Source organism: Achromobacter sp. 18P8.1.1 (assembly GCF_057799415.1).
In genome coordinates, this window is record NZ_JBYOKH010000036.1 from 26638 (window position 1) to 43641 (window position 17004).

At 66.4% G+C, this 17004-nt stretch carries 19 protein-coding genes; 11 read left to right on the forward strand and 8 right to left on the reverse strand.

The features are described 5' to 3' along the window. The first annotated feature begins 17 nt into the window (after window positions 1-17). The 4 genes from pal to AC27VE_RS21100 all read left to right on the forward strand — a co-directional run bounded on the left by pal (window position 18) and on the right by AC27VE_RS21100 (window position 3128). Window positions 18-518, forward strand: a complete 501-nt coding sequence (gene pal, locus AC27VE_RS21085) for a peptidoglycan-associated lipoprotein Pal (RefSeq protein WP_006225980.1) — start codon at window positions 18-20, stop codon at window positions 516-518. Between the two features lie 86 nt (window positions 519-604). Then, entirely contained in the window at window positions 605-1291 is a 687-nt protein-coding gene (gene ybgF / locus AC27VE_RS21090; protein ID WP_006225979.1) for a tol-pal system protein YbgF, read from the forward strand. Next, window positions 1291-2334, forward strand: a complete 1044-nt coding sequence (locus AC27VE_RS21095) for a FecCD family ABC transporter permease (protein WP_315138921.1) — start codon at window positions 1291-1293, stop codon at window positions 2332-2334. Before ybgF ends, AC27VE_RS21095 begins: the two co-directional genes overlap by 1 nt. Continuing rightward, entirely contained in the window at window positions 2331-3128 is a 798-nt protein-coding gene (locus AC27VE_RS21100) for an ABC transporter ATP-binding protein (protein ID WP_488704884.1), read from the forward strand. Before AC27VE_RS21095 ends, AC27VE_RS21100 begins: the two co-directional genes overlap by 4 nt. A 42-nt stretch (window positions 3129-3170) precedes the next feature. On the opposite strand, the gene AC27VE_RS21105 is transcribed toward AC27VE_RS21100, so the two are convergent. After that, a complete protein-coding gene (locus AC27VE_RS21105) occupies window positions 3171-3668 on the reverse strand; it encodes a YbaK/EbsC family protein (RefSeq protein WP_315527776.1) in 498 nt (165 codons plus the stop codon). A gap of 110 nt (window positions 3669-3778) precedes the next feature. On the opposite strand from AC27VE_RS21105, the gene AC27VE_RS21110 reads away from it, so the two are divergent. Further along, window positions 3779-4588, forward strand: coding sequence for an alpha/beta fold hydrolase (locus AC27VE_RS21110; RefSeq protein ID WP_488704885.1), 810 nt, complete (start codon window positions 3779-3781; stop codon window positions 4586-4588). Between the two features lie 12 nt (window positions 4589-4600). Here AC27VE_RS21110 and AC27VE_RS21115 read toward each other — a convergent pair whose 3' ends face one another. Beyond that, window positions 4601-5071: an Lrp/AsnC family transcriptional regulator gene (locus AC27VE_RS21115; RefSeq protein WP_006225974.1), complete on the reverse strand. Its 471-nt coding sequence runs from the start codon at window positions 5069-5071 to the stop codon at window positions 4601-4603. A gap of 244 nt (window positions 5072-5315) precedes the next feature. On the opposite strand from AC27VE_RS21115, the gene AC27VE_RS21120 reads away from it, so the two are divergent. Next, window positions 5316-6272, forward strand: coding sequence for a DMT family transporter (locus tag AC27VE_RS21120; RefSeq protein WP_488704886.1), 957 nt, complete (start codon window positions 5316-5318; stop codon window positions 6270-6272). A gap of 16 nt (window positions 6273-6288) precedes the next feature. Here AC27VE_RS21120 and fusA read toward each other — a convergent pair whose 3' ends face one another. The 4 genes from fusA to AC27VE_RS21140 all read right to left on the reverse strand — a co-directional run bounded on the left by fusA (window position 6289) and on the right by AC27VE_RS21140 (window position 11105). Beyond that, a complete protein-coding gene (fusA, locus tag AC27VE_RS21125) occupies window positions 6289-8400 on the reverse strand; it encodes an elongation factor G (protein WP_488704887.1) in 2112 nt (703 codons plus the stop codon). A 351-nt stretch (window positions 8401-8751) separates the two neighbouring features. After that, entirely contained in the window at window positions 8752-9216 is a 465-nt protein-coding gene (locus tag AC27VE_RS21130) for a universal stress protein (RefSeq protein ID WP_488704888.1), read from the reverse strand. Between the two features lie 99 nt (window positions 9217-9315). Then, window positions 9316-9660: a protein tyrosine phosphatase family protein gene (locus tag AC27VE_RS21135; protein ID WP_006225970.1), complete on the reverse strand. Its 345-nt coding sequence runs from the start codon at window positions 9658-9660 to the stop codon at window positions 9316-9318. 29 nt (window positions 9661-9689) lie between these two features. After that, a complete protein-coding gene (locus AC27VE_RS21140; RefSeq protein ID WP_085946958.1) occupies window positions 9690-11105 on the reverse strand; it encodes an aminotransferase-like domain-containing protein in 1416 nt (471 codons plus the stop codon). A gap of 210 nt (window positions 11106-11315) precedes the next feature. On the opposite strand from AC27VE_RS21140, the gene AC27VE_RS21145 reads away from it, so the two are divergent. Together AC27VE_RS21145 and AC27VE_RS21150 are read left to right on the forward strand one after the other, a co-directional pair. Next, the gene (locus tag AC27VE_RS21145; RefSeq protein ID WP_088590344.1) at window positions 11316-12236 is read left to right on the forward strand and encodes a DMT family transporter; all 921 of its coding nucleotides are present in this window, start codon (window positions 11316-11318) and stop codon (window positions 12234-12236) included. Then, the gene (locus tag AC27VE_RS21150; protein WP_315138945.1) at window positions 12233-12877 is read left to right on the forward strand and encodes a LysE family translocator; all 645 of its coding nucleotides are present in this window, start codon (window positions 12233-12235) and stop codon (window positions 12875-12877) included. The genes AC27VE_RS21145 and AC27VE_RS21150 overlap by 4 nt, the downstream gene beginning before the upstream one ends. 10 nt (window positions 12878-12887) lie before the next feature. Here AC27VE_RS21150 and AC27VE_RS21155 read toward each other — a convergent pair whose 3' ends face one another. Continuing rightward, on the reverse strand, window positions 12888-13580 hold the full coding sequence (locus AC27VE_RS21155) for an LrgB family protein (RefSeq protein WP_488704889.1): 693 nt from the start codon (window positions 13578-13580) through the stop codon (window positions 12888-12890). Then, window positions 13570-13980 (reverse strand): CidA/LrgA family protein, encoded by a 411-nt coding sequence (locus AC27VE_RS21160; RefSeq protein WP_488704890.1) that lies wholly within the window; start codon window positions 13978-13980, stop codon window positions 13570-13572. Before AC27VE_RS21160 ends, AC27VE_RS21155 begins: the two co-directional genes overlap by 11 nt. Window positions 13981-14076: 96 nt before the next feature. Here AC27VE_RS21160 and AC27VE_RS21165 point away from each other — a divergent pair, with 96 nt between their 5' ends. From AC27VE_RS21165 to AC27VE_RS21175, 3 genes are all read left to right on the forward strand, one after another. Then, window positions 14077-14964, forward strand: coding sequence for a LysR family transcriptional regulator (locus tag AC27VE_RS21165; RefSeq protein ID WP_427958895.1), 888 nt, complete (start codon window positions 14077-14079; stop codon window positions 14962-14964). Window positions 14965-15002: 38 nt separating this feature from the next. Then, a complete protein-coding gene (locus AC27VE_RS21170) occupies window positions 15003-15890 on the forward strand; it encodes an alpha/beta hydrolase (RefSeq protein ID WP_035213653.1) in 888 nt (295 codons plus the stop codon). 198 nt (window positions 15891-16088) lie between these two features. Beyond that, window positions 16089-17000: a dihydrodipicolinate synthase family protein gene (locus AC27VE_RS21175; RefSeq protein ID WP_488704891.1), complete on the forward strand. Its 912-nt coding sequence runs from the start codon at window positions 16089-16091 to the stop codon at window positions 16998-17000. Window positions 17001-17004 lie beyond the last annotated feature (4 nt).

Consider the following 17004-nt stretch of genomic DNA (forward strand, 5'->3'; position numbering starts at 1 on the left):
TTTGCAAAGGAACTATCATGAAGTCGCGCATTGCCAAAAGCCTAACCATCGCCGCTCTGGCTGCCACCCTGGCAGCTTGCAGCTCCGTCCCTCTCGACGATAAAGCGGGTCAGGGCGGAGGCGCAGGCCAAGGATCAGCTGGTTCAGGCCAGATCCTTGATCCCTTTAACCCCCAAAGCATCCTGGCGCAACAGCGCTCGGTGTACTTTGATTTCGACAGCTACACCGTGTCGGACCAGTACCGCGGCTTGGTCGAAACCCACGCCCGCTACCTGGCTTCGCACCAGCAGCAGAAGGTCAAGATCGAAGGCAACACCGACGAACGCGGCGGTGCTGAGTACAACCTGGCCCTGGGCCAGCGTCGTGCAGACGCCGTGCGTCGCATGATGACCCTGCTGGGCGTCAGCGACAACCAGATCGAAACCATCAGCTTCGGCAAAGAAAAGCCGAAGTCGACGGGTACGTCGGAAGCCGACTTTGCTGAAAACCGCCGCGCCGATATCAACTATCTGCGTTAAGATTTTCGTATAGTCCAAGAGCCCTACCACGCGTCGGGACGGTCAGCCGGCCGTCCCGACGTTTGTTTTTATACCCGGGAATATTCATGCGCGATAACGTTCTGTCCCTGCGTCCTCTGATTGTGGCCACTGGCCTGGTGCTTGCGGCCCTGACGGCGCCCGCTCACGCTTTTTCCGATGATGAAGCCCGTAAGGCCATCCTGGATTTGCGCCAGCAGGTTCAGCAGCAGAACGAGCAAAGCCAACGCGCCAAGCTGCAATTGGCCGACCAGATTCAATCCCTGCAGCAGGAAGTGGCGCAGTTGCGCGACCAGCTGGAACTGGTGTCGCGCCAGCAGCCCAGCGCCAAGCCGGGCGCGCCCAGCGGCACGAATCCCCCGGGCACCGCCGCAGGCGACCCGCAAGAGCAAGCCGCCTATGACGGCGCGATGGATCTGTTCCGCAAGGGCCAGTACAAGGACGCCGCCGAATCGCTGGCCGCCTTCACTTCGCTCTACCCGAACAGCCAGTTGGCCCCCAGCGCGCAGTTCTACCTGGGCAGCAGCCGCTACGGCATGAAGGACTTCAAGGGCGCCATCGAGCAACTGACCAGCATGGTTCAGAAGTCGCCCGAGAACGCCCGGGCGCCGGACGCCCTGCTGATCATCGCCGGCGGCCAGATCGAACTGAACAACCGCGCCGGCGCCAAAGCGTCGCTGCAGCGCATTGTTCGCGACTATCCGAACGCCCCGGCGGCGGCCACCGCCAAGAGCCGCCTGCAACTGCTGCAGTAATGCTCCCCGCCGCAAGCGCGGTCAGCGCCTACCGGCACATCCTGCGCCGCCGCGCAGGGCTACTCGCCCTGCTGCTGGCGGCGATTTTCATGGCGCTGCTGGTCGACTTCACGGTAGGCCCGTCGGGCCTGCCCTGGGGCGACCTGTGGCGCACCTTGAGCGCCCCCGCCTCCGCCGACCCCACCTACCGCGTGATCGTGTGGGACATCCGGCTGCCTTCCGCCCTGATGGCGGCCCTGGTGGGCATGGCCCTGGGCCTGGCCGGCGCCGAAATGCAGACCATCCTGAATAATCCGCTGGCCAGCCCGTTTACGCTGGGCGTGTCGTCCGCCGCCGCGTTTGGCGCGTCGCTGGCCATCGTCCTGCAGCTGGGGCTGCCGGGCGTGCCCAGCGGCTGGCTGATCGCCGGCAACGCGTTCCTGTTTGCCTTGGTGGCGGCCTTGCTGCTGGATGCGGTAGCTCGGTGGAGCGGCATGAATACGTCGGGTGTCGTGCTGTTCGGCATCGCCATGGTGTTCACTTTCAATGCCCTGGTGTCGCTGGTGCAGTTCCTGGCCAGCGCCGAAGCGTTGCAGAACCTGGTGTTCTGGACGATGGGCAGCCTGGCCCGGTCCAGCTGGACGACGACGGGCGTCGTGGCGCTGGCCGTGGCGATCGCCTTGCCGCTGGCGATGCGCCAATCGTGGAAGCTGACGGCGCTGCGGCTGGGCGAAGACCGCGCCGCCAGCTTCGGCGTGGACGTGCGCCGGGTGCGTGTGGCGGCGCTGGCGCGCGTCAGCCTGCTGTCGGCGCTGGCCGTGGCGTTTGTCGGCACCATCGGATTCATCGGGCTGGTGGCGCCGCACATCGCACGCCGGCTGTTCGGCGAGGATCACCGCTTCTATCTGCCCGGCAGCGCTCTCGTCGGCGCGCTGATCCTGTCGCTGGCTTCCGTCGTTTCCAAGAACCTGCTGCCAGGCGTGGTGGTGCCCGTAGGCATCGTGACGGCGCTGGTCGGCATCCCCTTTTTCGTGGCGGTGGTGTTGCGCCGGCAATTGCCATGACGCGCGACGCCGCGTTGGACATCCACGGGTTGGCCGCCGGCTATGGCCGCGGCGACGTGCTGCACGCGCTCACGGTGCCGGCGCTTGCCCCGGGCCACGTGACCGCCCTGCTGGGCCCGAACGGCAGCGGAAAATCCACCTTGCTGAAAGCGCTGGCCGGACTGGTCCGCACGCGGCAAGGCAGCGTCTTGCTGAACGGCCAGGACATGACCCGGCTGGGTGTGGGTGAACGCGCCCGGCACATGGTCTATCTGCCGCAGAGCCTGCCCGCCGCCGTACACCTGCGGGTGTTCGAATCGGTGCTGGTCGCGGCCAAGGCGACGCAGGATGCGCTGGCGCCGCCTGTTGCCATGGCGGACATCGAGCGCCTGCTGGACCGGCTGGGCATCGCGCATCTGGCGTTGCATTACCTGGACGCCCTGTCCGGCGGGCAAAAGCAACTGGTAGGGCTGGCGCAAGCGCTGATCCGGCATCCGCGCGTGCTGCTGCTGGACGAGCCCCTGTCCGCCCTGGACCTGAACTACCAGTTCCATGTGATGCGGCTGCTGAAACAGGAAACGCAAGAGCACGGACTGATCAGCATCATCGTGCTGCATGACCTGAACGTGGCGTTGCAGCACGCCGACCGCGCCGTGATGATCTCTAGCGGCCGGCTGCACGCCGAGGGTGCGCCCGCGGACGTGATCACGCCCGCGTCGTTGGCCGCCGTGTATGGCGTGCAGGGCCGGGTGGAAGCCTGCTCGCGCGGCTTGCGGCAGGTACTGATCGACGGGCTGGACGAACACCCGCGCTGACCGCGCCCATGCGTCGGACGCGGGTCGTTCGGGCGGGGGGATTCAGGCGCGCAGGGCGACGTCCACGACCGGCGCGCCGGTCATGTCCGCCAATTGCCGGGGCGTCAGGTTGAATACGGCGTGCGGATGGCCCGCGGCCGCCCACAGGCTGTCGTAATTGAACAGATCGGCATCCAGCAGCATGACCGGTTTGACGGCATGGCCGATGGGGCAGACGCCCCCGATCGCGTAACCCGTGTTGTCGCGCACGAACTTGGCATCGGCCTTGGCCAACGCCCCCACCTGCTCGGCCACCTTGGCCTCGTCCACGCGGTTGGCGCCGCTGGCGATGACCAGCACCGGCGCGTCATCGGAGGCCCGCCGGAAGATGATCGACTTGGCGATCTGCGCCACCTCGCAGCCCAGGCCCGCCGCCGCTTCCGCCGAGGTCTTGCCCGACTGAGGCAGGACGACGACGGGCTTGTCGTGGCCGATCTCCAGCAGAAGACGGGCCACGCGTTGGGCGGATTCGGGCAAAGCGGCGAGGGACTCGGGGGACATCGTGACGGACTCCGTGAAAGACTGCGGACGAGTTTATCAGCGGCCGCCGGCGATGGCGTGCCGCGGCGACGGGCTAGAATGCGGACCTGGCTTTCCCCTTCCTGCCCTCCATGCGTTCCGAACCCGTCCTACCCCTGCAAACCGCGTTGATCGGCGGCTACGCCATGTCCTACACCGAGTACGGCAGCGGCACGCCGCTGGTGCTGGTGCATGGTTCGCTGTCGGACTGCCGCTACTGGAAGTCGCAGATGGCGCCGCTGGGCAAGTCGTTCCGGGTGCTGGCGGTTTGCCTGCGCCACTACTGGCCGGAAACGTGGGACGGCGAAGGCGACGGCTTTTCGATCGAGCAGCATGCCAGCGACGTGCTGGAATTCATCGACACCGTCGCCGGCGGCCCCGCCCACTTGGTGGGCCATTCCCGCGGCGGGCGCGTGGCGCTGGAAGCCGCGCTGCGCCAGCCCGACGCGCTACGCAGCCTGACCTTGGCCGATCCCGGCCTGCCGCTGCCCGGCGGCGATGATTCGCGCGGCGGTTTTCGCCAGCGCGCCTTGGCGCTGATCCGCCAGGGCGACGTCGAGGAAGGCCTGGCGCTGTTTGTGGACACGGTGACGGGGCCGGACACCTGGCAACGCATGGTGCCGTGGTTCAAGGAGATGGTGCGCGACAACGTCGGCACCCTTTTCGGCCAGGCGGAAGAAAAGCCCGAAGCCCTGACGCCCCAGCAGATCGGCACCCTGAAACTGCCGACGCTCCTGATCGGCGGCGCGCTGAGCCCCGCTCCCTATCCCGCCGTGCTGGACGCCCTGTCGCAATGGGTGCCGCACGCGCACCGCGTAACGGTCGTCGGGTCGTCGCACGGCATGAACCTGGGCAACCCGCGCGCGTTCAACGGCGCCATCGAAGCATTCATCGGCGGCTAAGCCCCGCCCCGATCACGGTTCCACCGACGGCGTGTGCTTTAAGCGCCGCAGGACGAACGTAGAGCGGCTGTGGCGCACGCCCCGCAGCTTGTACAGCCGCTTGCGCAGGAATTCCTCGTAGCCCTCGGTGCCCGCGACGGCCACCTTGATCAGATAGTCGTATTCGCCCGTGACCAGAAAGGCTTCGACCACTTCCGGCAGCCGGGTGATCTCTTCGCCGAAGCGGGCCAGCGACTCGTCGTCGTGGTGTTCCAGCGTTACCTCGATCATGACGGTATCCGGCAACCCCAGCGCCTTCTGGTTCAGCAAGGCCGCATAGCCCTCGATGACGCCGGCCTCTTCCAGCGCCTTGACCCGGTTCCAGCAAGGCGTGGGCGACAGGCCCACCTGCTCGGCAAGCTTCAGATTGGTCAGCCGGCCGTCGGCGCGCAGCGCACGCAGGATCTTGCGGTCAGTTTCGTCGATTTTCGGGGTAGCGGACATGGTTGGCGGATCGATAAAGAGAATATCCCTGTAGAAGCGAATTCTACAAGATAGATATTCCCCAAAACTCGTGAATTCGGCGTGAATCAGGAAACCTATTTTGTTTCCTCGGCCGTAGACTTTCCAGCAAGACGGGCCCTACCCCGCCCGTCGGATTTCGGCGCATGCACCGCGGCACAACTCGGCGTGCGCGCCGGCAGTTCCAATGCAGCAACCCGTGCGCCGATCCGCGCGGCTGGAAACCATGTCTCACGCAGCAGCAGTACCCGTAAGAACCGGTCTGGGCCTGTCCGACACCGCCATGCTCCTGACCGCCCCGGCGTTATTCGCATCGAATATGGTCGCCGCCCGCTGGGCGCACGACGCCAGCCTTCCCCCTGTTTTCCTTGCCTTCGGCCGCTGGCTGCTGGCCTTGCTGATCTTGCTGCCGCTCGCGGCGCCTGCCCTGCGCGCGCACCGCCGCGCCTTGTGGCGCGGTTTACCCGCCCTGCTGCCGCTGGCGGTGCTGGGCATGGGCGTGGCGGTGGCGCCGCAATACATCGGCGCGCAGACCACCAGCGCCACCAACATCGCGCTGATCTTTTCGTGCAGCCCCATCCTGGTGGCCTTGCTGGAAGCGCTGATCTGGCGCAAGCCGCTGTCCGCGCTGCGGGCGGCCGGTTTGGGCCTGGCGCTGGGCGGCGTGCTGGTGGTGCTGTCGCGCGGCGATCTCCAGGCGCTGACCCGGTTGGCGTTCGGCCAGGGCGACCTGTGGGTGCTGCTGGCCGCGACGGGCTGGGCGTTCTATACCGTCTTGCAGAAACGCCTGACCCTGCCCGCCGTACCGGACAGCGCCCGGCTGGCCACGATGATGCTGGGCGGCGTCTTGGCGCTGGCGCCGTTTGCCGGCATCGAAGCCGCGGCAGGCGCCACGCCGCCGTGGACGGATCCGCGCCTGGCGGCCGTGCTGCTGTTCCTGGCGGTGGTGCCCAGCCTGGGCGCCTATTACGTGTATGGCCGGCTGATCAGCCAGGCCGGACCCGCCACGGCGGGGCTGTCCATGTTCCTGGTGCCGGTGTATGCCGCATTGCTGGCGTGGCCCTTGCTGGGCGAGACCCCGCAACTGTTCCACGCCTACGGCTTCGTGATGATTTTGATGGGCGTGAAGATGGCGTCTTCGCGCATGCGGGCGGGGGCAGCCAGCGTGGCCGCCCCGGCCTGAACCCCGCGGCAGGGAGTCAGCGGCCCGCGCCTTGGGCCGCGATGACTTCCTGCGCCACCTGGCGCGGCGCTTCGGCGTAGTGCTTGAACTCCATCGTGTAGGTCGCGCGCCCCTGCGTCAGCGAGCGCAACGACGTCGAATAGCCGAACATTTCGGCCAGCGGCACTTCGGCGCGCACGACCTTGCCGCCGCCACCCGCGATGTCTTCCATGCCCTGCACCATGCCGCGCCGTGATGACAGGTCGCCCATCACGTTGCCGGTGAAGTCTTCGGGTGTCTCGACTTCGACCTGCATCATCGGTTCAAGCAAGACGGGATCGGCGCGGCGCATGCCCTCCTTGAACGCCATCGAACCCGCCATCTTGAAGGCGTTTTCGTTGGAATCCACGTCGTGGTACGAGCCGAAGAACAGGGTCGCCTTCACGTCTACCACCGGGTAACCCGCCAGCACGCCGGCATTCAGCGATTCGCGGATGCCCTTGTCGACCGCCGGGATGAATTCGCGCGGCACCACGCCACCCTTGATGGCATCGACGAACTCGTAGCCCTTGCCCGGTTCTTGCGGTTCCAGCTTCAGCACCACGTGGCCATACTGGCCCCGCCCGCCCGATTGTTTGACGAACTTGCCTTCGACCTCGTTGCAGGCCTTGCGGATGGTCTCGCGGTAGGCCACTTGCGGCTTGCCGACGGTGGCTTCGACGTTGAACTCGCGCTTCATGCGGTCGACCAGAATTTCCAGGTGCAGCTCGCCCATGCCCGAGATGATGGTCTGCCCCGATTCCTCGTCGGTGCGTACGCGGAAGGACGGATCTTCCTGCGCCAGGCGATTCAGCGCGATGCCCATCTTTTCCTGGTCGGCCTTGGTCTTGGGTTCCACCGCCTGGGAAATGACGGGTTCGGGGAAGACCATGCGTTCAAGGATGATGAGGTGCGCCGGGTCCGATAGCGTGTCGCCGGTGGTGACGTCCTTGATGCCGACCGCCGCGGCAATGTCGCCGGCGTAGACCTCGGTGATCTCGCGCCGCTCGTTGGCGTGCATCTGCAGGATGCGGCCCAGCCGTTCCTTCTTGCCCTTGATCGGGTTGAAGACCGAATCGCCCGACTTCACCACGCCGGAGTAGACGCGGAAGAACACCAGTTGCCCGACGAAGGGGTCCGTCATGATCTTGAAGGCCAGCGCCGAGAACGGCTCGTTGTCGGCCGGATGGCGTTCGATTTCGCGGTCGCGCTCGTCGTGCCCCTTGATGGCGGGCACGTCCAGCGGCGACGGCATGTAGTCGATGACTGCGTCCAGCATCGCCTGCACGCCCTTGTTCTTGAAGGCGCTGCCGCACAGCATGGGCACGATCTCGTTGGCGACGGTGCGGATGCGCAAGCCCAGCTTGATTTCGTCTTCCGTCAGGGTCTCGCCCGACAGGTACTTTTCAAGCAGGGTTTCGTTGGCCTCGGCGGCCTTTTCCACCATCTTGTCGTGCCACTTCTGCGCCTCGTCCTGCAAGGACGCGGGGATGTCTTCGTACTGGAATTTCACGCCCTGGCTGGCGTCGTCCCAGATGATGGCTTTCATCTTGACCAGGTCGATCACGCCTTCGAAATGGTCTTCAGCACCGACGGGCAACTGGATGGGCACGGCGTCGCCCTTCAGGCGTTCAGCGATCTGGCGCTGCACGCGCAGGAAGTCTGCGCCCACGCGGTCCATCTTGTTGACGAACGCCAGGCGCGGCACCTTGTACTTATTGGCTTGGCGCCAGACGGTTTCGGACTGCGGCTGCACGCCGCCGACCGCGTCATAGACCATGACGGCGCCGTCCAGCACGCGCATCGACCGTTCGACTTCAATGGTGAAGTCCACGTGCCCGGGCGTGTCGATGATGTTGATGCGGTGTTCGGGGTAGTTGCCCGCCATGCCTTTCCAGAAGGCGGTGGTGGCGGCCGACGTGATGGTGATGCCGCGTTCCTGCTCTTGCTCCATCCAGTCCATCACGGCGGCGCCGTCATGGACTTCGCCGATCTTGTGGGTGATGCCGGTATAGAAGAGGATGCGCTCGGTGGTCGTCGTTTTGCCCGCGTCGATATGGGCGCTGATGCCGATATTGCGGTAAAGCTCGATACGCGTCTTGCGAGTCATGGCCTCTTCCTTGCAGTGAACCACTTGTGCACATACGGCAAGCCCGACCGGGCGCTGCCGCGGCGGGCGCCATGCCGCGTGAGGTACTGGGGGAATGCGTAACCGCGCCCGCGCTGATGCGTAAATATTACGCGCCGCGCGGCAAGATACAAGAACCAATCGGTGCCGGTTCCGGCCTGCACGGCAGATTGGCCCCGTAAAGCCCTGTTTTCCTTGAAAAGAGGCGCCAGGAAAAAGATATTCATGGCTGCCATAGGAAAAATTAGTCCGCCGGCACAAGACAAAAAAAGCCCCTCGCCATGGAGGGGCTTTGCGGCGCATGCACCGGCGTAGTGCCGGGCGGGACGGCGCTTACTTCTTTTCTTCCTTGACGCGATACACCAGCACGGCGGTGCCGGCCAGCGACAGCACCTTGGCGGTGACGCTGCCCAGCAGCAGGCGCGACAGGCCGCTGCGGCCGTGGCTGCCGATGAAGATCAGGTCGCAACCGGCGTCCGTGGCGGCCTGAACGATGCCGTCAGCCACATTGAAGTTGGACACGGCGCGCGATTCGGACTTGACGCCGGCGGTGTCGGCGCGGTCGGTGATCTGTTTCAGGTACTTGTCGGCTTGCTCGGCCGAGGCCTTTTCGTAGTCTTCGTCGGTGATGGCATAGGCCGCAGCCATGCCGTCAAAACCGATCGTGGCCGCAAAGGGCTGCGTCACGTAAAGGGCGACGACTTCGGCGCCGACCGAACGTGCGAAGGAAATGCCCGCGTTGGCGGCTTGGGCCGACAGCGGCGAACCGTCGGTGGGAATCAGGATCTTCTTGAACATCTTGCCTGCTCCTGTTTGAGAGGAATCTTTATGCTACCGGAAAGCCGCCAGGTTCACATCAAGGGAACCTGGCGGGCTTGATGCGCGTCAAGCGCCGGGTCAGCCCAGTTGCTGGGCGGCGGCGAACAGATTGGTGCAGCGGGTGCCCGTGCGGCAGTAGGCCAGCACGGGGCCCGGCAGGGTCTTGAGCAATTCGGCGAAGCGCACGACGTCGGACACGGTCATGGCGCTGCCCACGACGGGCTGGTATTCGACTGCCAGGCCGGCTGCGGCGGCGGCCTTGGACACATCGGCAGCGGTGGGCTGGTCAGGGCCGCCTTCGAAGTCGGGGCGGTTGATGATCACGCTCTTGTAGCCGGCGGCGGCGACATCGGCCATGTCGTCGGGACCCAGTTGAGGCGCGACGGCAAAGTTTTCGGTCAGGGGTTTGATGGGTGCGGACATGGCGGTTCCTTCAGATAGACAGCTGCATATTATTGATTGTAGGAGCCGTTTTGCGCGAAGAGTTTTTCCAATTCTGTCCAGACGCCGCGGTCGTCCGCGATCGAGACCGAGAAGCGCAGCATGGTCGAGGGCGCCTGGGACGGTGAAAACAGCGTGCCCGGCGCCAGCAGCATGCCCCGGTCGGCGGCTTCGCGCGCCAGCACTTCAGTGTCGCGCCCGCAATCGGCCCAGACGAACATGCCCGCGTTGGGTTCGTGCGGCACCGTCAACCCCAGCTTCAACAGCCCTTTCAGGCACCGCTGGCGCGCGTCGTCCACCCTGGCGCGCACCCGCTCGATGTGGCGCCGGTACTGCCCTTCCATCAGCACGCGGTGGACCACGCGTTCGCCTAGTTCGGGCGACGTCAGCCCGGCCAGCATTTTCAGGTCTGCCAGCTTTTGCAGGATGTCGGGGTTGGCGGCCACATAACCCACGCGCAGGCTGGCGGCCAGCATCTTGGAGTAGCCGCTGACCAGGATCACGCGGTTCAGCCGGTCCAGCACCGCCAGCTTCATGGCGCCGCCGGGATGCAGTTCGCCGTAGGTGTCGTCTTCGACCACCATGAAATCGTGGCGCTCGGCGATGCGCAGGATGTCGTAGGCCACGCCGGCGGACAGCGTGTGGCCGGTGGGGTTGTGCACGGCGCTGTTGATGATGAAGAGCTTGGGCTTGTGCTCGGCCGCCATGCGTTCCAGCATGGCGATGTCCGGGCCGTCGGGCCCGCGCGGCACGCCGATCAGCCGCGCGCCAAATGCGGCCAGGCGGCCGAAGATGACGAACCAGGCGGGGTCTTCGACCAGCACGGTGTCACCCGGTTTGACCAGGTGGCGCGCGATCAGGTCCAGGCCGTGCGTCACGCCGTTGGTGGTCAATAGATTCAGTTCCGGATGCGCCGGCACGCCGTCGTTCTGCAGCGACGCGGCGATCTGCTGGCGCAAGGGCGCAAAGCCCTGCGGATGGCCGTAGCTGACGAGGTTGGCGCGCACCGAACGGCCCACTGCGCGCACGGCGCTGGCCACCATGTCCGGGTCGAGCCATTCGGCCGGCAGCAGGCCGGCTCCGCCCGGCATGCCCGGCGCGTTGGTTTCACGGAACATGCTGCGCAGCAGCCAGGCGATGTCCACGCGGGCGGGCGGCGCCAGCGTGGTGGCGGGCGCGGTGGCCACGGCCGCCAGCGGGCCGCTGCGTGCGCGGACGAAAAACCCCGCGCCGCGGCGCGACTGCACCAGGCCACGCGCCACCAGCCGGTCATACGCTTCGACGACCGTGAAGCGGCTGACGCCCGACTGTTCGGCCATCTTGCGGATGGAGGGCAGCCGGGTACCCGGCCGCAGGCCCTGTTCGTCGATGCGGCGGGCCAGGCCATCGGCCAGCTGGGTCACCAGGGACGCGTCGGCCTGGCGCACGGGCTGCCAGGGCATGGAAGGCGCGGAGGCGGAAGGGGCAGCAACTGTCATGGGGATTCGACCAGGCCAGTGATTAAAGTGATATGCCTAAGTGTACCGGTACTGTACCGATAACTATGCGTAGAGTGACAGCAATACGAAAAGCCCGCAACTGCGGGCTTTACCCGCCCCCAGAACTTCATCACCGTCATACTTTCCCCGGCAGCTGTCATGACCCGATCCACGCTTTATCCGTCCCCCCAGGCGGCGTCCCTCGCTCCCCCCTCCGTCTGGGAGGGCTATGGCTACGGCTTCCTGGGTGTACTGGTCTTTTCCCTGACGCTGCCGATGACGCGGCTGGCCGTTTCGGAACTGGCCCCGCTGCTGGTCGGGCTGGGGCGGGCCCTGGTGGCGGCGGTGCCGGCGATCGCGCTGCTGTGGCTGACGCGCAGCCGGCGGCCGAACCGCCAGGAATGGCCTGGAGTCATCCTGGCCGCGCTTGGCATCGTGGTGGGCTGGCCGCTGGCCTCCACGCTGGCGATGCAAAGCGTGTCGTCCTCGCACGGCGCGGTGTTCAACGGCTTGCTGCCGCTGTCGACGGCGGCGTTTGCGGCGCTGCGCAGCGGTGAACGTCCATCGGCCTCGTTCTGGGGCTGGGCGGTGGTGGGCGCCGCGCTGGTCACGACCTTTGCCTTGCGCCAGGGCCACGGCACGCTATCCACAGGCGACCTGTGGCTGCTGGTGGCGGTGGTGCTGGGCGGCATGGGCTATGCAGAAGGCGCCCGCGCGGCGCGCACGTTGGGCGGCTCGCGCACCATCTGCTGGGCGCTGGCGATCAGTGCGCCAGTCGTGGTGGCGCCGGTCGGCTGGATGGCCGCACAGGCGCACTGGCCCAGCGCCACGGTCGTTTCCGCCTGCGCCTACCTGGCGTTCGGTTCGATGTTCCTGGGCTTCTTCGCCTGGTACCGCGGCCTGGCCGTGGGCGGCATCGCCCGCGTGGGACAAGTGCAATTGCTGCAGCCCTTCCTGACGGTCGTGGCGGCGGCAGCTTTTTTTGGCGAAGCCGTGGAGCCGTCGACCTTCGTGTTCGCCGCTGCCGTGATCGCCGTTATCGCCGGCGGACGCCGTGCCATTATCAGGACCAAAAAATGAATCTGCTCCCTACCAACTGGGCCGACGTGCCCTTGGCTTCCGCATCGCTGCTGGGCCCGCTGGCGCTGTTCGCGCTGGTCAGCTCGATCACGCCGGGACCCAATAACGTCATGCTGGCATCGTCCGGCCTGAACTTCGGCTTCCGCCGCAGCATGCCGCATCTGCTGGGCGTGAACCTGGGCTTCACGCTGATGATCTTCCTGGTGGGCATCGGGCTGGGCTCGGTGTTCCAGCAAGTGCCCGAGCTGTACACGGTGCTGAAGTACGCCGGCGCCGCGTACCTGCTTTACCTGGCCTGGAAGATCGCCAATTCGGGCGGCATGGAAGACGGCGACGCGCGCGGCAAGCCCTTCACGTTCCTGCAGGCCGCAGCGTTCCAGTGGGTCAACCCCAAGGCCTGGGTGATGGCCGTAGGCGTGGTGGCGACCTACACGCCGCAGAACGGTTTCTTCGCCAACCTGGTGATTGCCACGCTGGTCTGCGGCATCGTCAACCTGCCCAGCATTGGCGTCTGGGTGACCTTCGGCACCGCGCTACGCCGGGTGCTGCACAAGCCCTGGGCGGTGCGCGCCTTCAATGTGAGCATGGCGCTCCTGCTGGTGGCGTCCCTGTACCCGGTGGCGCTGGAAATGCTGCACTGACGCTTCCGGGTCAGGCCCGCAGGCCGACCACGACGGCGGGGGTGACCAGCACATTGAACAAGCCCGCCATCACCATCACCAGGCCCGCGACGGCGCCCTCTTCGGCCGCCAGTTCGCGGGCCTTTGCCGTTCCGGCGCCATGCGCGCCCATGCCGAACAGCGCACCACGCGCCAGCGCCGAACGCAATGGCAGCCAGCGCCGCATCAGTTGACCGATGGCCGCGCCGAACACGCCGGTCACGATCACGAACACCGCGGTCAGGTCCGGCACGCCGCCCACGTGGGAAGACACCGCCACCGCGAAGGGCGTGGCGACCGAACGCGGCAGCAGGCTCAGCCGCAGGTCCGGCGGCAGGTCGAGCAGGCTGCCCAGCATCCAGGCGCTGACGCCGGCGATCAGGCTGCCCACCGCCACCCCGGCCACCAGCACCGGCCAGTAGCGCCTGATCAGCACGCGCTGCTCGTACAGCGGCAAGGCGAAGGCCACGATGACCGGCCCCAGCATCGCCATCAGCCAATGCGAGCCGGACATGTAGTCCCTATACCCCGTGTGCAGGACGATCGCCAAGGCCAGCAGCAACGCAGGCGCCACGACCAGGGTCGATGTCCACCAGTACGCATGGCGGCGGTAGAACAGGCGCGCACAGACGTAGGCCGCGACCGTGGCCGCCGGCCAGAAGACCTGGTTGAATTCAAGCGGCATGGCGATTCATCCAGCGATAGCAGAGCTCGATGGTCAGCGCGGTGCCGGCCATGACCAGCGCTGTGCCCAGCAAGATGACGACCAGCAGCTTCACGCCCAGCATCCCCAGGAACTCGCGGTGGTCCAGTAGCGACATGACCGCGGGCACGAAGAACAGCAGCATTTCGCCCAGCAGCCAGCTCGCGCCGCGATGGACGTTGCGCACGCGCAGCCGCCGCGTCGCCAGCAACGCCAGCACCAGCGCCATGCCGATCACGCCGCCCGGCACAGGCAGGCCCAAGGCATTGGCCAGGACTTGGCCCAGCACGGAGAACAGGACGATCAGGGCGATTTGCAGCAAGCGGCTGCGGCGCAGCGCAAGGCGCAAGACGAGGGCGGTGCGAGGACTAGGGCGAGACATCAGACGGGTTCCAGCGACAAGCTGATGTTTTACGCCTGCGTGCCCCATAGATAAAATGAATTCGAAGAATCCAACTTATTCCATATAGGCATACCCATGGACCTGCGCCCCTTGCGCGCCTTGGTGGAAGTCGTCCGCCAAGGCGGCTTTTCCCAGGCCGCCAAGACCATCTACGCCACGCAACCCACGGTCAGCAAGGCCGTGCGCCAGTTGGAAGACGAGCTTGGGCTGCCGTTGCTAGACCGCCAGGCGCAGCCCGTCCGGCTGACGGAGGCGGGCGAGATCGTCTACCGGCGCGCCGTGGCAATGTTGGCCGAACGCGACGACCTGTACGCCGAACTGGACGACTTGAAGGGTCTGAAGCGCGGCGTACTGCGCCTGGGATTGCCGCCGCTGGGCAGCAGTTCGCTGTTTGCGCCGATGTTTGCCCGCTTTCGCAGCCGTTATCCGCAGATCGAGATCAGCCTGGTGGAGCACGGCAGCCGCCGGCTGGAGGAAATGGTGATGGCCGGGGAAATCGAGCTGGCGGCGTCGCTGCAACCCGTGCCCGACAACGTGGAATGGCAGCCTGTGGCGCGTGAGCCACTGATGGCGTTGTTGCCCGCCGACCACCCGTTCGCGCATGCCGAGTCGGTGGGACTGGCCGATCTGCGCGAGTCGCCGTTCATCCTGTTCGAGACCGGCTTCGCCCTGAACCGCATCCTCCACGACGCCTGCCAGCGCGCGGGCTTTACCCCGGCCATCGCGGCCCGAAGCGGCCAGATCGATTTCATCGTGGCGCTGGTAGCCGCCGGACTGGGCGTGGCCTTCCTGCCGCGGCTCAAGGCGCGTGACGCCCTGCCCGCAGGCGTGTGCCGCGTACCACTGCGCGACCCCGGCACCGATTGGGAAATGGTGCTGGTCTGGCGGCGCGGCGGCTACCTGTCGCATGCCGCGCAGGCGTGGCTGGCGCTCACGCGGGAGGAGCATCCCGGAGTATCCTGATGCCGGAACCCAATCGGCCCGACAGGGTCATAGTTTTCATGCCCGCCTTGCCCCGACTCTCCGCCCGCCGGCTTTTCGTCGCCGCCCTGCTTGCCGCCGCCAGCGTGGTGGGCTGCTCGCAGCTGGACTCCTGGCAACGCCAGACGATCTTCTCGCCCCAATCCGAACCGCAGACCTGGTGGCGCGAACCCGCCGCCGGCACCGAGGTCTACGACCTGGCGCTGGCCAACGGCGACAAGGTGCGCGCCTGGTACTGGCAAAGCCCCAAGGCGGGCGCGCCCACGGTGCTGTATCTGCATGGCGCGCGCTGGAACCTGAACGGCAGCGCCTTCCGCATCGACGGCTGGACGCGCATGGGTTATTCGGTGCTGGCCATCGACTACCGCGGTTTTGGCGCCTCGACCCCGCGCCTGCCGTCCGAAGAAAGCGCGCTGGAAGACGCGATGGCCGGGCTGAAGGAACTGGCCCGGCTGCAGCCCGACCCCGCGCGCCGCTTTGTCTACGGGCATAGCCTGGGCGGCGCCATCGCCATCGACTTGGCTGCGCGCCCCGAACAGCCGGAATTTGCGGGCTTGATCGTGGAATCCAGCTTCACCAGCATCGGCGCCATGCTGGGCACCCTGCGTTGGGGCAAGGTGCCGGGCGCCGGGCTGCTGGTCACGCAGCCCTTCGATTCGGTGGACAAGCTGGCCCGCATGCACACGCCCATGCTGTTCATGCACGGCACGGCCGACCGCGTGGTGCCGCACACGATGAGCGACGAGTTGTTCGCCGCCGCCCGCAACGTGGCACCGGACCTGAAGCGGCTGGTGAAGATCGAAGGCGCCTCGCACTCGGGCGCCTTCCGCAGCGGTCCGCAGTACGACGCCGCGGTCAAGACCTTCATGCAGGACGCCACCCGGGCCTACACGCGCAAAGCCGGCTGACGCCCACCCGCCCTACGCCGCCCCGCCGCTTGCGCGGGGCGTTTTCTTGCCCGCGCCTTTCACGCCGACCCGCCGGGAAAACCCGATCTCGGGAAATTCCCAACTAAAAATATCTATTAAATATATTTAACGAATATTAGACTTTGCTCCTGCTCGCCGCTCCGCCATTGAAGCGACGGCATCTTGAGGAGAAGCCAGTTGAACAACGTGCGTTGGCAGGGCGTATTTCCTGCCGTCACCAGTAAATTCCATGCCGACGAAACCCTCGACTTCGAAGCGATGCGCAAGCATTTCAGCTTCCTGATCGACAACGGGGTCCACGGCCTGGTCACCTGCGGCTCGCTGGGCGAAGCCAGCACCCTGACGCTGGAAGAAAAGCTCGAGGTCACGCGGTGCGCGGTGGAAGTCAGCGCCGGCCGCATCCCGGTGCTGGCCAACGTGTCGGAAACCAGCACCCGCGAAGCACTGCGCTTCATCAAGGCCGCCGTCGACATCGGCGTGGACGGCTTCATGCTGATGCCGTCGCTGATCTACGTGGCGGACGCGCGCGAAGCGATGCAGAGCATCCGCACCATGGCGGAAGCGGCGCAAAAACCCTGCATGATCTACAACAACCCGGTCGCCTACCGCGTGGACCTGAAGACCGAGCACATGGTCGAACTGGCCGACTGCCCGTGGCTGGTTGCCATCAAGGAAAGCAGCGACGACGTGCGCCGCCTGACCGACCTGCGCAATGCGCTGGGCACGCGCTTCCAGTTGTTCATCGGCGTGGACGACCTGTCGTTCGAGGCGCTGGCGTTGGGCGCCGACGGGCTGCTGGCCGGCCTCGTTACCGCCTTCCCGCGCGAAACCGTGGCGCTGTACGACCTGATGAAGGCCGGCAAGTGGCAAGAGGCGCTGGCACTCTACCAATGGTTCACGCCGCTGTTGCACCTGGATGTGTCCACCAAGCTGGTGCAGAACATCAAGCTGGCCGAAACCCTGGCCGGCGTGGGCAACGAGCATGTGCGCCGCCCGCGCCTGCCGCTGGTCGGCGCCGAGCGCGAACGTTGCACGGCCATCATCCAGGCCTCGCTGGCCAAGCGCCCCAAGCAATACCAGTCGACGTAAGCGC

Bases quoted from the DNA above. Each gene is read 5' to 3' on its own strand.
- pal (WP_006225980.1), top strand. From the start codon at position 18: ATGAAGTCGCGCATTGCCAAAAGCCTAACCATCGCCGCTCTGGCTGCC.
- ybgF (WP_006225979.1), top strand. From the start codon at position 605: ATGCGCGATAACGTTCTGTCCCTGCGTCCTCTGATTGTGGCCACTGGC.
- AC27VE_RS21130 (WP_488704888.1), bottom strand. From the start codon at position 9,216: ATGTTCAAGAAGATCCTGATTCCCACCGACGGTTCGCCGCTGTCGGCC.
- AC27VE_RS21155 (WP_488704889.1), bottom strand. From the start codon at position 13,580: ATGCCGCTTGAATTCAACCAGGTCTTCTGGCCGGCGGCCACGGTCGCG.
- fusA (WP_488704887.1), bottom strand. From the start codon at position 8,400: ATGACTCGCAAGACGCGTATCGAGCTTTACCGCAATATCGGCATCAGC.
- AC27VE_RS21160 (WP_488704890.1), bottom strand. From the start codon at position 13,980: ATGTCTCGCCCTAGTCCTCGCACCGCCCTCGTCTTGCGCCTTGCGCTG.
- AC27VE_RS21150 (WP_315138945.1), top strand. From the start codon at position 12,233: ATGAATCTGCTCCCTACCAACTGGGCCGACGTGCCCTTGGCTTCCGCA.
- AC27VE_RS21120 (WP_488704886.1), top strand. From the start codon at position 5,316: ATGTCTCACGCAGCAGCAGTACCCGTAAGAACCGGTCTGGGCCTGTCC.
- AC27VE_RS21115 (WP_006225974.1), bottom strand. From the start codon at position 5,071: ATGTCCGCTACCCCGAAAATCGACGAAACTGACCGCAAGATCCTGCGT.
- AC27VE_RS21165 (WP_427958895.1), top strand. From the start codon at position 14,077: ATGGACCTGCGCCCCTTGCGCGCCTTGGTGGAAGTCGTCCGCCAAGGC.
- AC27VE_RS21100 (WP_488704884.1), top strand. From the start codon at position 2,331: ATGACGCGCGACGCCGCGTTGGACATCCACGGGTTGGCCGCCGGCTAT.
- AC27VE_RS21170 (WP_035213653.1), top strand. From the start codon at position 15,003: ATGCCCGCCTTGCCCCGACTCTCCGCCCGCCGGCTTTTCGTCGCCGCC.
- AC27VE_RS21095 (WP_315138921.1), top strand. From the start codon at position 1,291: ATGCTCCCCGCCGCAAGCGCGGTCAGCGCCTACCGGCACATCCTGCGC.
- AC27VE_RS21110 (WP_488704885.1), top strand. From the start codon at position 3,779: ATGCGTTCCGAACCCGTCCTACCCCTGCAAACCGCGTTGATCGGCGGC.
- AC27VE_RS21105 (WP_315527776.1), bottom strand. From the start codon at position 3,668: ATGTCCCCCGAGTCCCTCGCCGCTTTGCCCGAATCCGCCCAACGCGTG.
- AC27VE_RS21135 (WP_006225970.1), bottom strand. From the start codon at position 9,660: ATGTCCGCACCCATCAAACCCCTGACCGAAAACTTTGCCGTCGCGCCT.
- AC27VE_RS21145 (WP_088590344.1), top strand. From the start codon at position 11,316: ATGACCCGATCCACGCTTTATCCGTCCCCCCAGGCGGCGTCCCTCGCT.